Source organism: Metapseudomonas boanensis (assembly GCF_042232855.1).
Lineage (GTDB): Bacteria > Pseudomonadota > Gammaproteobacteria > Pseudomonadales > Pseudomonadaceae > Metapseudomonas > Metapseudomonas boanensis.
Genome location: NZ_CP113889.1, coordinates 4,010,337 through 4,023,159 on the forward strand (window position 1 = coordinate 4,010,337; position 12,823 = coordinate 4,023,159).

The window sequence follows — 12,823 nt, forward strand, 5'->3', positions numbered from 1 at the left end:
TATGCTGGCAACCTGATTCTGGAGACTTTTCATGGCTTACGACTTCGACCTTTTCGTCATTGGTGCTGGTTCCGGCGGTGTTCGTGCTGCGCGATTCGCGGCCGGTTTTGGTGCCCGAGTGGCCGTCGCCGAGAGCCGCTATCTGGGCGGCACTTGCGTCAACGTCGGCTGTGTGCCGAAGAAGCTGCTGGTCTATGGCGCTCATTTCGCCGAAGACTTCGAGCAGGCCAAGGGATTCGGCTGGTCGCTGGCCGAGGCTGGTTTCGATTGGCCAACCCTGATCGCTAACAAGAACCGCGAAATCCATCGGCTCAATGGCATTTACCGAAATCTGCTGGTCAACAGCGGTGTCACTCTGCTGGAGGGCCATGCGCGCCTGGTCGATCCGCACACGGTAGAGGTCGATGGCCAGCGCTGCACTGCCCGTAACATCCTCATTGCCACCGGTGGCTGGCCGCAGATTCCCGACATCCCGGGGCGCGAGCATGCCATCAGTTCCAATGAAGCTTTCTTCCTCGAACGCTTGCCCAAGCGTGTGCTGGTAGTGGGTGGCGGCTATATCGCCGTCGAGTTCGCTTCGATTTTCCACGGTTTGGGTGCACAGACTTCATTGCTCTATCGCAAAGAGCTGTTCCTGCGTGGCTTCGATGATGCGGTGCGCCACCACCTGCGCGATGAGCTGGGCAAGAAGGGCCTCAACCTGCAATTCAACACCGACATCACCCATATCGAGAGGCAGCCCGACGGCAGCTTGCTGGTGACGCTCAAGGATGGCCGACACCTGGAAACCGATTGTGTGTTCTACGCCACGGGGCGCCGGCCCATGCTCGACAATCTGGGCCTGGAAAACACGAGTGTCGAACTGGACCCGCGCGGATTCATCAAGGTCGATGAGCAATATCAGACCACAGAGCCGTCGATCCTGGCATTGGGCGATGTGATCGGTCGCGTGCAGCTCACCCCGGTGGCCCTGGCGGAAGGGATGGCCGTTGCCCGTCGGTTGTTCAAGCCCGAGGAATATCGCCCGGTGGACTACGCCATGATTCCGACCGCCGTGTTCAGCCTTCCGAATATCGGCACGGTTGGCTTGACCGAGGACCAGGCACGCTCACAGGGCTACGAGGTGAAGGTTTTCGAAAGCCGCTTCCGGCCGATGAAGCTGACGCTCACCGAGTGCCAGGAGCGCACCCTGATGAAGCTGGTGGTGGATGTCGACAGCGACCGCGTTCTCGGTTGCCACATGGTTGGGCCGGAGGCCGGCGAGATCGTCCAGGGCTTGGCCGTTGCGCTCAAGGCAGGCGCCACCAAGCAGATCTTCGACGAGACCATTGGTGTGCATCCAACGGCAGCCGAAGAGTTCGTGACCATGCGTTCGCCAGTGGGGGCCTGAACAGAGCATGGGCCCGCTTTTTTATTTCTCCGACCTCTTCGGTGTGGCAGTCTTCGCCATCACTGGTGCGCTGATGGCCGGCCGGAAGTCCATGGACCTGTTCGGCGTGCTGGTCATTGCCATCATTACCGCGCTGGGTGGTGGCACCCTGCGCGATGTGATCCTCGGCAACCATCCGGTGAGCTGGATCCGTGACGACACCTACATCCTGATTGCGTCCCTGGCGGCGGTAGGTACCGTGCTGTGGGTGCGCCTGACTCGGCCCATCAATGAAACCGGGCTGCTGCTGGCGGATGCCTTCGGCTTGGCGGTGTTCACGGTCTATGGCACCGAAGTAGCCCTGCAGCACCACCTGCAACCAGGCACGGCGGTGATCATGGGGGTGATCACCGCGGTTGCGGGCGGGGTGATGCGCGACATCATCTGCAACGAGATTCCGCTGATCTTCCAGAAAGAGATCTACGCCATCGCCTGTATTGCCGGCTCGTTGGCCTTCATCGGCCTGCGTGAGCTGATCTTGCCCGCCTGGCTGGTAACCCTGCTGGCGATGTCGGTGGTGCTGCTGATCCGTCTGGCGGCAATTCACTGGCGGCTGTCGCTGCCGCGTTTTCATCTGTTGGACAGGGACTGAACCCATGCTGGAGCGAATCGATCATCTGGTGCTCACCGTGGAAGACATCCCGCGCACCGTGGATTTCTATCAGCGTGTGCTGGGCATGCGTCATGAAACCTTCGGCAATGGCCGCAGTGCGCTGGTGTTCGGCCAGCAGAAGTTCAACCTGCACCAGGCGGGCAGAGAGTTCGAACCCAAGGCCACACGCCCGGTACCCGGCGCAATCGATCTCTGCCTGATCACGCGCTGGCCGCTGGAGCGAGTGCTGGATCACCTGGCGGAGCAGGGTGTCGATGTCGAGGAGGGACCCGTAGCGCGTACCGGAGCTCTTGGACCTATCGAATCGGTGTATTTTCGTGATCCCGACGGCAACCTCATCGAGGTCGGCCGTTACTCGGACTGATTGCCCGGCTCGCTCTGAAACCAACCGTGTAGTCCAGACTTCAGTCCGGGCTAAGCGGCTGGTCACTGCCGTTTGCTCGCCTGGAGGGGCAGACTGGGCTCCGAGTTGGCATTCCGTATTCATCTACTAGAGTTTCGAGATACGACAACTTCCGCAGGTGTTGCGGCATGTTCGACGCCATACGGGCCTACGTAAGAGCAGTGGAGTGGTTCAATCGCCTGATTGGGCGGTTCGCCATGTACCTGATCTTCGTGATGCTGGGCGTACTGTTGTACTCCTCCGTCTCAAAGACGTTCTTCCAGCCCTCCATCTGGACCCTGGAAACCGCGCAGTTCCTGATGGTCGCCTACTTTCTGCTCGGTGGCGCCTATTCCATGCAGCTCGACGCCCATGTGCGCATGGACCTGCTTTACAGCCACCTGAAGCCCCGGACCCGGGCGATCCTCGATGCGCTGACCGTGGTCTTCCTCCTCTTCTACCTGGTGATGCTGTTATACGGCGGGGTCTCCTCAAGCCAGTACGCGCTCGAATACAAGGAAACCAGCTATTCCTCCTGGTCGCCGCAGATGGCGCCGATCAAGCTGATCATGACCTTTGGCATCCTGCTCATGCTGCTACAGGCCACCGCCACTTTCTTCCGGGACCTCGCCATCGCCCTCGGCAGGGAGCTGCCATGAGTTATGAGCTGATCGCCCTGCTCATGTTCAGCTCGATGATGTTGCTGCTCCTCACCGGCAAGCGGGTATTTGGTGCCATCGGATTCGTTGCGGCTGCCGCTTCGATGCTGCTCTGGGGGGACGGGGGATCGGAGATGGCCTTCAGCGCGGCCATGAAGCTGATGAAATGGTATCCGCTCCTGACCCTGCCGATGTTCGTCTTCATGGGCTACATGCTGTCGGAATCGCGCATCGCGGATGATCTCTACCGCATGTTCCACGTCTGGATGGGGCCTTTGCCTGGTGGGCTGGCCATCGGCACGATCCTGCTGATGGTCGTCATCGCTGCCATGAATGGCCTCAGCGTTGCCGGCATGGCCATTGGTGCCACCATCGCCATGCCTGAGCTGCTGCGACGAGGCTACGACAAGATCATGGTCACCGGCGTGATCCAGGCGGGCAGCACCCTGGGCATCCTCATTCCGCCCAGTGTGGTGCTGGTGCTCTACGGCATGATTGCGCGTCAACCTGTCGGTCAGCTCTGGCTCGCGGGTGTTTTCCCGGGTCTGATGATGGCCGCGATGTTCATCGTTTACATCGTGATTCGCTGCCGCCTGCAGCCGCAGCTGGGGCCTCCGCTGCCTCTGGAGGAGCGACAGCGGATCAGTTGGGGCGAGCGCTTTCGACTGCTTCGTGCCGGCTTGGTGCCGTTGTTCATATTCGGAACCATGACCGGCCTGTTCCTGCTCGGTTACACCAGCCTGGTGGAAAGTTCCGCCGTAGGGGCCTTGGCGGCCACCCTGGCGGCGCTGTTCCAGGGGCGCCTGACCGCCAAGGTGATGGAGGAAACCCTGCGCAAGACACTCGGCATCAGCTGCATGTTCATGTGGATCATCCTCGCCGCCCTGTGCTTTGGCGCCGTCTTCGACGGGCTGGGTGCGGTGAAGGCCATCGAAGGGCTCTTCGTACAGCAAATGGGCCTTGGCCCCTGGGAGATCCTTATCCTGATGCAGCTGTCGTTCATCCTGATGGGCATGTTCCTCGATGACACCGCGATGCTGGTGATCGTCGCCCCTCTATACGTGCCCCTGGTGGGGGCGCTGGGTTTCGACCTCATCTGGTATGGCGTGCTCTACACCATCACCTGCCAGATGGCCTACATGACGCCACCCTTCGGCTACAACCTGTTCCTCATGCGCGCGATGGCGCCACCCGAGGTCACGCTGAGAGACATCTACGTCTCGGTCACCCCCTTTGTGATCATCATGGCAATTGCCCTGGCCGTGGTGATGATCTTTCCGCAGATCGCCCTGTGGTTGCCCCAGTGGCACTACGGGCGTTGACCATGAAACTTCAGGACCGGCAGCACGTCAGGCGGCAGTTCCATGCGTGACAGTCAAGGTGAAACAGAGAGGGGCCATTTGCCGACCTGAGAAAACTGCTCCGCCGCGGGTGGGGCAGGGTTGTGCGGGTGCATCGCACCCCCATCCACACGCCTGGAGGTTAACCGCATGAGTACAAGACGCACGTTCCTCAAATCTGCCGCCGTTGCGACCAGCGCGGTCGGTGCTACGACCCTGGGCGCACCTTTCGTGCATGCCCAGTCGACCAAGAAGATCACCTGGCGCCTGCAGACTTATGCCGGGCCGGCGCTGGCCGAGCATGTAATCAAACCTTCCATCGATGCCTTCAACAAGGCCGCCAATGGCGAGATGGAAATCCAACTCTACTTCGCTGACCAACTGGTGCCCACTGGCGAGCTGTTCCGCGCCATGCAGAAGGGCACCATCGATGCGGTGCAGAGCGATGACGACTCCATCGCCGCACCCGTCGATGTGGCCGTGTTCGGGGGCTACTTCCCCTTCGCCACGCGTTACAGCCTGGATGTGCCGACGCTGTTCCACCAATGGGGCCTGAACAAGATCTGGGAAGAGGCCTATGCAGAGGTCAAGGGCGTTACCTGGCTGGGCGCAGGTTCCTGGGACCCCTGTAACTTCGCCACCGTCCAGCCTATCCGCAGTCTGGCGGACCTCAAGGGCAAGCGCGTCTTCACCTTCCCCACGGCGGGCAAGTTCCTCGCCCGGTTCGGCGTCATTCCAGTGACCCTGCCCTGGGAAGACGTTGAGGTTGCGGTCCAGACCGGAGAGCTGGACGGCATCGCCTGGTCGGGCATCACCGAGGACTACACCGTAGGCTGGGCTAACGTCACCAAGTACTTCCTCACCAACAACATCTCCGGTGCGTGGATCGGCTCCTACTTCGCCAACTCGGAAAAATGGGCGCAGGTGCCTGAGCACCTGAAGACCCTGTTCCGGCTCTGCATGGACAGCTCCCACTACTACCGCCAGCACTGGTACTGGGGTGGCGAGGCGAAGCTGCGGGTTGAGGGCACCAAGCTGCAGCTCACCTCGATTCCGGCCGAAGAATGGAAGACCGTGGAAGACGAAGCGCTGAAGTTCTGGGACGAGATCGCCAAGACCAGTCCTCGCTGCGCCAAGGTCATCGAGATATTCAAGCAATACAACGCGCTGATGACCAAGGCAGGCCCACCTTACCGCTACTGAAACCGGGCGCCACCGCCGGGCCTGATTGCCTGGTGGTGGCGTTGTCGTTTGCTGGATAGGGAGACACACCATGAGGACGCGATTGCACTGCATCTCACCCATTGATGGCTCGGTCTACGTCGAGCGGCCGTTGGCCTCGGCGGCGGAGATCGCCCGCGCCCTGGAGCGCGCTGAACGCGCCCAGCACGAATGGCGGAGGACGCCGTTGGCTGAGCGTGTCAGCGTTACCCGTCAGGCGCTGGACATCTTTGCCGGGCGTGAGGATCAGTTGGCCGAGGAGCTCTGCTGGATGATGGGCAGGCCGATTCGCTATGCGCCCGGGGAGATTCGCGGCTTTGTCGAACGCGCCAGCTACATGGCGGATATCGCCAGCGAGGCCCTGGCGGATATTCATTTACCTGAGAAGCCTGGCTTCACCCGGCTGATCCGTCGCGAGCCACTTGGCCTGGCGCTCGTGATCGCCCCCTGGAACTACCCCTACCTGACAGCCGTCAACGCCGTGGTTCCGGCACTCCTGGCCGGCAATGGCGTGTTGCTCAAACACTCGGCTCAGACGCCCCTGTGCGCCGAGCGCATGGTCGAGGCCTTTGTCGAGGCAGGGCTGCCGGAAGGGGTGTTCCAGTTCCTGCATCTGAGCCACGCGGACACCGAGTTGCTGATCCAGTCACCGGCCATTCACCACGTTGCCTTCACCGGTTCCGTGGCAGGAGGTGCCATGGTCGAACGCGCAGCCGCCGGCCGCTTCATCAGCACCGGCCTGGAGCTTGGCGGCAAGGACCCGGCCTACGTGCGTGCCGATGCCGATCTGGCCCAGGCTGTTGCAACTGCCATCGACGGCGCCTTCTTCAACTCCGGACAGTCTTGCTGCGGCATCGAGCGCATCTATGTGCACGCAGACCTCTTCGATGACTTTGTCGAGCAGTCGGTGGCGCTTGTGCGGCAATATCGGTTGGGCCGCTCGGATGACCCGGAAACCACCCTGGGCCCGCTGGTACGAGCCGATGTGGCGGACTTCGTCCGCGGACAGGTGGCCGAGGCGGTCGGGCAGGGCGCTCGTGCCCACATTGACCCTGCCGAGTTCGACCTGGACCGCGCCGGCAGTGCCTACCTCGCTCCTCAAGTGCTGACCGATGTGAACCACAGCATGCGGGTGATGACCGAAGAATCCTTCGGCCCCGTGGTGGGCATACAGAAAGTCCAGGATGACGAAGAGGCCCTGGCGCTGATGAACGACAGTCAGTATGGGCTGACCGCCGCCATCTTCAGCCGCGATGCCGAAGTCGCGATGGCACTGGCTGATCGCGTGGAAACCGGCACCGTTTTCCTCAACCGGTGCGACTATCTTGACCCGGCCCTGGCCTGGACCGGCATAAAGAAATCCGGACGGGGCTGCACCTTGTCGCGCGTGGGCTACGAGCACCTGACCCGCCCCAAGTCTTTCCACTTCAAGACCCAGTTGTGAGGTCCGCCATGGACATGACCCCGTTCCGCATGAACTGGAACTACCCTACCTCGATCCGCGTCGGTGCGGGCCGTATCGCCGATCTGGCCAGCGCCTGCCGAGAGCTTGGCATGAGTGCTCCGTTGCTTGTTACCGACCCGGGCCTGGCCAGTTTGCCCATGATCGAACAGTCCCTGCGCCTGTGCCGGGATGATGGGTTGAACGCTGGACTGTTCTTCCAGATCAAGGGCAACCCCACAGGGCCCAACGTGATGGATGGCGTGGTGGCGTTCAAGGCGGGTAGTCATGACGGCGTCATCGCCTTTGGTGGCGGCTCGGCACTGGACGCTGGCAAGGCCATCGCCTTGATGGTGGGGCAAAGCCGCCCGCTCTGGGACTTCGAAGACGTCGGCGACAATGCCAGCCGGGTGAATGTCGCCACCATGGCGCCGGTGGTAGCGGTGCCGACCACCGCTGGAACCGGTTCCGAAGTCGGGCGAGCGGCGGTGATCACCGATGATCAGGCCAAGGTCAAACGCATCATCTTCCATGCGCGGATGTTGCCGGCCGTGGTGATCCTCGACCCGGAGCTGACTCTCGGTCTGCCGCCCAGAATCACCGCCGCCACTGGAATGGACGCGCTGTCCCATAGCCTGGAAGCGTTCTGCTCGCCGCTCTATCACCCGCTGGCCGAGGGGATTGCCCTCGAAGGCATGCGTCTGGTTCGCCACTACCTGCCGCGTGCGACTGCCAACGGCAACGACGTCGAAGCGCGGCTGCAGATGCTGGTGGCCTCCAGCATGGGCGCTACGGCGTTCCAACGTGGCCTGGGCGCCATGCATGCATTGGCACACCCCCTGGGCGCCCTTTATGACGCCCACCACGGTCTGCTCAATGCTGTGCTCATGCCCTACGTGCTCCAGGCCAATCGCAGCCATATCGAGCCGCAGATGGAGCGCGTCGGGCGTTACCTCGACCTGCCGAAGGCAGGCTTCGACGGCGTGCTGGAATGGGTCCTGCAACTGCGCGGTGATCTGGGTATCCCGCACAGCCTGGGTGAGATCGGCATCGACGACCAGCAGGTCGAACGGGTCGGGCGCATGGCGGAGGTCGACCCATCCGCCGGCACCAACCCCGTCGCTTACAGCGCTGAGCAGTACAGTCGGCTGTTCGACAAGGCGCTACGCGGAGAACTTTGAGCCAGCTTCGTTTGCATTGACTAATCTGAAACATGCAGCGGTGAGGTTTCCCTGATCCGTGCCTGCGCGGGCCCTGGCCCGCTCCGGGGGCAATGCCCCGGCGTTCTTCCAACTCCCGCAGACCAGGCTCCTCACCGGTGCACACAGGTCGTGGCCGGCCTGTGCAGGAACCGAACCTGTTCAAGGGAGAGCGGACATGACCGAGTCATTCAAGGCCGTCGGCGGTTGTCGTTGCGACGAGAACCCCGTGCGCTATGAGTACACATCCCGCCCCGCGGAAGTGCATTACTGCCTGTGCACGGACTGCACCGACACCTGCGGTGGCGCGCTGGCGATCATCGCCGTGGTCGACAGGAGTTCGTTCAAAATCACCGCCAACGCCAACAAGCTGAAATGCTTCGACTCCAAGGCCACGTGCCACCGTTATTTCTGCTCGGAGTGTGGCTGTCACATGTACCTGCACGTCGACAGTTTCCCGGACTTCGAGCTGGTGCACATTCCCACTCTGGACCGCGAGTGCGACCCCGGCGGCAAACCGGATCGTTGGGTCTTCGTGCGTTCAAAACACCCGCTCCTGACCCTGCCGGACGATGGGTTGCCACGCCACCAGGGTTGGGCCAACAGCGGTGAGCCGGTAGCCTGACCGGACCAACAGGCGGATGGTCTCAAGGCTTTCCAGGCTGCGCAGCTAGAGATAGATTGCCCGGATTGCAACCCAGGACGGAGTGGCTGCGCCATGAAAAATCGCATCACGGACCTGCTCAGCATCGAGCATCCCATCATCCAGGCGCCGATGGTCGGCGTTTCGACGCCGAAACTGGCGGCGGCGGTGTCCAACGCTGGAGGGCTGGGGTCCATCGGTATTGGCGCCAGCACGCCGGCCCAGGCCCGTATCCTGATCACCGAGACGCGTGCACTGACCGCCCGACCGTTCAACGTCAATCTCTTCTGCCACCGCCCCGCGCAGGCCGATCCTTGCCGCGAGGCTGCGTGGCTGGAACACCTGCGACCACTGTTCGCAGAGTTCGACGCCGAGCCGCCAGGCGCCATCCGCGAAATTTACAAAAGCTTCCTCGCCGACCTGGAAATGCTCGACGTGCTGCTGGCGGAGCGGCCGGCAGTGGTCAGCTTTCACTTCGGCCTGCCGGAACAGGGTTGGATTGATGCACTGAAACGTGCCGGCATTCGCCTGCTGGCCAGTGCCACGACGCTCGAAGAGGCCGAGCAGGTGGAGCGCGCCGGCGTTGATGCAGTGGTTGCCCAAGGCATCGAGGCCGGCGGTCACCGCGGCGTGTTCGAACCGGAAAAGGGCGATGCCGGCATCGGTACCTTTGCGCTGGTGCGCCTGGTCGCACGGCATTCCCGCCTGCCAGTGATCGCTGCGGGCGGCATCATGGACGGGCAAGGCATTGCGGCTGCGTTGGCGCTGGGCGCCGAAGGGGCGCAGTTGGGTACGGCCTTCGTGTCGTGCCCGGAGTCGTCTGCCAACGCCGCCTACCGGCAAGCACTGAAAGGCGAGCGTGCTGCGCATACCCAGATCACGGCTGCCATCTCCGGCCGCCCGGCGCGCGGGCTGGTCAATCGCCTTTTCACGGACGTAGGCGCCGCCGGTGCGCCCACGCTGCCGGACTATCCGATCACCTATGACGTTGCCAAGGCCCTGCATGCGGCCGCCAGCGCCAAGGGCTGCAATGACTTCGCCGTGCAATGGGCCGGGCAGGGCGCCTCGCTAGCAAGGGAGATGCCAGCCGGGGAACTGGTGAAACTGTTGGTGAAAGAGATGCAAGGCAGTTAGCCACGTAAGTTGGACGGGGCGGCGCTCCCCAGAGCATCGCAAAGTCCAACCTACAGGTGACATTCTGGTTGATATTCTAGACGATCGGTCTAAAATCATTCGCCATGAACGAAACCCTGCAGAAGCCACGCCGTGGCCGGCCACCCAAGGTTACCCGCGAGTTTCCCGACACTCGCGCAGCGCTGGTGCGTTGCGGTATGGAAATCCTCACGGAACAAGGTTTCGTGGCCACCGGCATCGATGCGGTGGTCAAGCGTACTGGCGTGCCCAAGGGCTCCTTTTATCACTACTTCGCGAGCAAGGAAGCCTTTGGCCAAGCAGTGCTGGAAAGCTATGCCGGATACTTCGCGCACAAGCTGGACCGCTGCTTCCTGCAAAAGTCCGTTCCGCCGCTACAACGCTTGCGCAACTTCGTCGAGGATGCCAAATCCGGGATGATCCGCTACCAGTTCCGTCGCGGCTGCCTGGTCGGCAACCTCGGCCAGGAGGTGGCAGTATTGCCGGAAAGCTTCCCCGAGCGGCTGGAATCAACCTTGCGCAGTTGGGAGCAACGCCTGGCCACCTGCCTGCGCGATGCCCAGGGCGCGGGCGAGTTGGCGCCGGATGCCGATTGCGAAGGGCTGGCGGCGTTCTTCTGGATCGGCTGGGAGGGTGCCGTACAGCGTGCGCGGCTGGTACAGCGCTGCACGCCGCTGGATGTTTTCATCGAAGGTTATCTCGCCGGACTGCCCCGCTAGTTTTGTTCGGCCCATTTCTAGACGACTGGTCTAAAAGGAGCGATCCCCATGTTCGACGCAATCCTGATCGAGAAAGACGACGCGGGTTACCGCGCCCGCCGCACGCAACTGGATGAATCCCAACTGCCGGAAGGCGATGTGACCGTGCGCGTGGCCTACAGCACCCTGAACTACAAGGATGGCCTGGCGATTACCGGCAAGAGCCCGGTGGTGCGGCAGTTTCCCATGGTACCGGGCATCGATCTGGCGGGAACTGTGGAGGCTAGCAGCCACGCCGACTACAAGGTCGGCGACAGCGTATTGCTCAACGGCTGGGGCGTTGGCGAGACCCACTGGGGCGGTCTGGCGCAAAAGGCGCGGCTCAAGGGCGACTGGCTGATCCCGCTGCCCAAGGCCTTCAGTGCGCGCCAGGCGATGGCCATCGGCACCGCCGGCTACACTGCGATGCTCTGCCTGCTGGCGCTGGAGCGCCACGGCCTGAAACCCGGCCAGGGCGACGTGCTGGTGACCGGCGCCAACGGCGGCGTGGGCAGCTTCGCGATCACGTTGCTCGCCAGCCTCGGCTACCGCGTGGTTGCGTCCACCGGCCGTCCGGAAGAGTCGGATTACCTGAAGCGCCTAGGGGCTGCCGAGATCATCGACCGCAAGGAACTCTCCGAGCCTGGCCGCCCGCTGGGCAAGGAGCGCTGGGTTGCCGCCATCGATTCGGTGGGCAGCCACACCCTGGCCAACGTTTGTGCGGGTTTGTGCCAGGACGGCGCCGTGGCCGCCTGCGGCTTGGCCCAGGGAATGGACTTCCCGGCGACGGTCGCGCCGTTCATCCTGCGCGGCGTGAGCTTGCTGGGTATCAACAGCGTGACCCGACCACGCGCCGAACGCATCGAGGCCTGGGACCGACTGGCCCATGATCTGAACCTGGCACAGTTGGACACGATTACCCGCGAAATCGGCCTGGATGATGTGATCCAGGTGGCGGGCGAACTGCTCGAGGGCAAGGTGCGTGGCCGCGTGGTGGTCAAGGTCGACGCATAGTCTTGAGCGCGCCTGCGCTAACCGGCGTAGGCGCGTGTCAACTCGGCGATATCCAGCTTTTTCATCTGCAGCATGGCGGCGAAGGTGCGCTGCACCTTGGCGGGGTCCGGGTCCAGCAACATCGATACCAGCGTCCTGGGCACGACCTGCCAGGAGACGCCGTAGCGATCCTTCAACCAGCCGCACTGCTTGGCGTTCTCGTCGCCACCGGCCGATAGCCTTTCCCAGTAATGATCGACTTCCTCCTGCGTATTGCAGTTGACCTGGAAGGAGATGGCCTCGCTGAAGGTGAACACGGGGCCGCCATTGAGCGCGGTGAACGGCTGGCTGTCCAGTTCGAATCCCACGGTGAGAACCGAGCCCGGTTCCTTGCCGTGAATCTCGCGGCCTTCCTCTCCGTAATGGCTGATGGCGTTGATTGCCGAGTTGGGGAAGACGCCAATGTAGAAGCGCGCGGCCTCTTCGGCCTGGTCGTCGAACCACAGGCATGGGGTGATGGTGGTGATCCGTTGCGACATGCTGCACCTCCTGGTTGGGGTGGGTCCACGATAGTCGGTGGATTGCGGCCATACAGTGGTCGTTTATCGGGACCCTAAATCGACATTCAGGCAGCATCTGGCAATTCAACCGAGCCTTCAGAGGCACAAAACCGGTCTGAGCCAGTTTGAGCCTCTGTGGAGCGGACTGGGTGTTTGATGGCCAGGCGCATTGCCGAGCAAGCTTTGGATATCAGTTTGCCTTCCCAGGCGAGCCCCTTTTCCAGTCGGCGGATGGCCGCCCCCAAAAGCGAACCAGAGCGCTTGCCCGACATCCGGAACTCGGCGTCCCCCGCGCAGCCTCCATGACGCTCGACCCCACTGCAACGATTCCACTCGGCCTCCTTGGTGGGACGAAGTCGCCGCCCCACCACCTGTTCTCAGTTTCCGGCTGGTATGGGCGTCTGGAGTATTTTGGACTCGCCGACGCGCGTCACCCCTCTACCTCAGGGAGAGG

13 protein-coding genes are annotated in these 12,823 nt (G+C 62.6%); 12 read left to right on the forward strand and 1 reads right to left on the reverse strand.

Translation table 11 applies throughout. From position 1 onward, the window contains the following. The first annotated feature begins 31 nt into the window (after window positions 1–31). The 12 genes from gorA to OXH74_RS18835 all read left to right on the forward strand — a co-directional run bounded on the left by gorA (window position 32) and on the right by OXH74_RS18835 (window position 11,830). A complete protein-coding gene (gene gorA, locus OXH74_RS18780; RefSeq protein ID WP_375738312.1) occupies window positions 32–1,390 on the forward strand; it encodes a glutathione-disulfide reductase in 1,359 nt (452 codons plus the stop codon). Between the two features lie 7 nt (window positions 1,391–1,397). Then, complete coding sequence (locus OXH74_RS18785; RefSeq protein ID WP_215369897.1) at window positions 1,398–2,021, forward strand: trimeric intracellular cation channel family protein; 624 nt, start codon at window positions 1,398–1,400, stop codon at window positions 2,019–2,021. A 4-nt stretch (window positions 2,022–2,025) separates the two neighbouring features. After that, window positions 2,026–2,406 (forward strand): VOC family protein, encoded by a 381-nt coding sequence (locus tag OXH74_RS18790; RefSeq protein WP_375738313.1) that lies wholly within the window; start codon window positions 2,026–2,028, stop codon window positions 2,404–2,406. 167 nt (window positions 2,407–2,573) lie between these two features. Further along, window positions 2,574–3,083: a TRAP transporter small permease subunit gene (locus tag OXH74_RS18795; protein ID WP_375738314.1), complete on the forward strand. Its 510-nt coding sequence runs from the start codon at window positions 2,574–2,576 to the stop codon at window positions 3,081–3,083. Further along, window positions 3,080–4,405 carry a TRAP transporter large permease subunit gene (locus OXH74_RS18800; protein WP_375738315.1) on the forward strand — a complete coding sequence of 442 codons (1,326 nt, stop codon included), beginning with the start codon at window positions 3,080–3,082 and terminating at the stop codon, window positions 4,403–4,405. Before OXH74_RS18795 ends, OXH74_RS18800 begins: the two co-directional genes overlap by 4 nt. Window positions 4,406–4,573: 168 nt before the next feature. Then, window positions 4,574–5,626 (forward strand): TRAP transporter substrate-binding protein, encoded by a 1,053-nt coding sequence (locus tag OXH74_RS18805; RefSeq protein WP_215369906.1) that lies wholly within the window; start codon window positions 4,574–4,576, stop codon window positions 5,624–5,626. Between the two features lie 70 nt (window positions 5,627–5,696). After that, complete coding sequence (locus OXH74_RS18810; protein WP_375738316.1) at window positions 5,697–7,088, forward strand: aldehyde dehydrogenase family protein; 1,392 nt, start codon at window positions 5,697–5,699, stop codon at window positions 7,086–7,088. Window positions 7,089–7,096: 8 nt separating this feature from the next. Further along, window positions 7,097–8,266 (forward strand): iron-containing alcohol dehydrogenase, encoded by a 1,170-nt coding sequence (locus OXH74_RS18815; RefSeq protein WP_375738317.1) that lies wholly within the window; start codon window positions 7,097–7,099, stop codon window positions 8,264–8,266. Between the two features lie 196 nt (window positions 8,267–8,462). After that, the gene (locus OXH74_RS18820; RefSeq protein ID WP_375738318.1) at window positions 8,463–8,909 is read left to right on the forward strand and encodes a GFA family protein; all 447 of its coding nucleotides are present in this window, start codon (window positions 8,463–8,465) and stop codon (window positions 8,907–8,909) included. A gap of 93 nt (window positions 8,910–9,002) precedes the next feature. Then, the gene (locus OXH74_RS18825) at window positions 9,003–10,061 is read left to right on the forward strand and encodes an NAD(P)H-dependent flavin oxidoreductase (protein WP_375738319.1); all 1,059 of its coding nucleotides are present in this window, start codon (window positions 9,003–9,005) and stop codon (window positions 10,059–10,061) included. Window positions 10,062–10,165: 104 nt separating this feature from the next. Beyond that, on the forward strand, window positions 10,166–10,798 hold the full coding sequence (locus tag OXH74_RS18830; protein WP_375738320.1) for a TetR/AcrR family transcriptional regulator: 633 nt from the start codon (window positions 10,166–10,168) through the stop codon (window positions 10,796–10,798). Window positions 10,799–10,846: 48 nt separating this feature from the next. Continuing rightward, window positions 10,847–11,830, forward strand: coding sequence for an MDR family oxidoreductase (locus tag OXH74_RS18835; protein ID WP_375738321.1), 984 nt, complete (start codon window positions 10,847–10,849; stop codon window positions 11,828–11,830). Window positions 11,831–11,847: 17 nt separating this feature from the next. Here the strand turns inward: OXH74_RS18835 and OXH74_RS18840 are convergent, their stop codons facing one another. Then, window positions 11,848–12,348 (reverse strand): VOC family protein, encoded by a 501-nt coding sequence (locus OXH74_RS18840; protein ID WP_375738322.1) that lies wholly within the window; start codon window positions 12,346–12,348, stop codon window positions 11,848–11,850. Window positions 12,349–12,823 lie beyond the last annotated feature (475 nt).

Coding starts and splice junctions, on each gene's coding strand:
- OXH74_RS18790 (WP_375738313.1), top strand. CDS start 2,026: ATGCTGGAGCGAATCGATCATCTGGTGCTCACCGTGGAAGACATCCCG.
- OXH74_RS18840 (WP_375738322.1), bottom strand. CDS start 12,348: ATGTCGCAACGGATCACCACCATCACCCCATGCCTGTGGTTCGACGAC.
- OXH74_RS18810 (WP_375738316.1), top strand. CDS start 5,697: ATGAGGACGCGATTGCACTGCATCTCACCCATTGATGGCTCGGTCTAC.
- OXH74_RS18815 (WP_375738317.1), top strand. CDS start 7,097: ATGGACATGACCCCGTTCCGCATGAACTGGAACTACCCTACCTCGATC.
- OXH74_RS18805 (WP_215369906.1), top strand. CDS start 4,574: ATGAGTACAAGACGCACGTTCCTCAAATCTGCCGCCGTTGCGACCAGC.
- OXH74_RS18830 (WP_375738320.1), top strand. CDS start 10,166: ATGAACGAAACCCTGCAGAAGCCACGCCGTGGCCGGCCACCCAAGGTT.
- OXH74_RS18785 (WP_215369897.1), top strand. CDS start 1,398: ATGGGCCCGCTTTTTTATTTCTCCGACCTCTTCGGTGTGGCAGTCTTC.
- OXH74_RS18825 (WP_375738319.1), top strand. CDS start 9,003: ATGAAAAATCGCATCACGGACCTGCTCAGCATCGAGCATCCCATCATC.
- OXH74_RS18795 (WP_375738314.1), top strand. CDS start 2,574: ATGTTCGACGCCATACGGGCCTACGTAAGAGCAGTGGAGTGGTTCAAT.
- OXH74_RS18820 (WP_375738318.1), top strand. CDS start 8,463: ATGACCGAGTCATTCAAGGCCGTCGGCGGTTGTCGTTGCGACGAGAAC.
- gorA (WP_375738312.1), top strand. CDS start 32: ATGGCTTACGACTTCGACCTTTTCGTCATTGGTGCTGGTTCCGGCGGT.
- OXH74_RS18835 (WP_375738321.1), top strand. CDS start 10,847: ATGTTCGACGCAATCCTGATCGAGAAAGACGACGCGGGTTACCGCGCC.
- OXH74_RS18800 (WP_375738315.1), top strand. CDS start 3,080: ATGAGTTATGAGCTGATCGCCCTGCTCATGTTCAGCTCGATGATGTTG.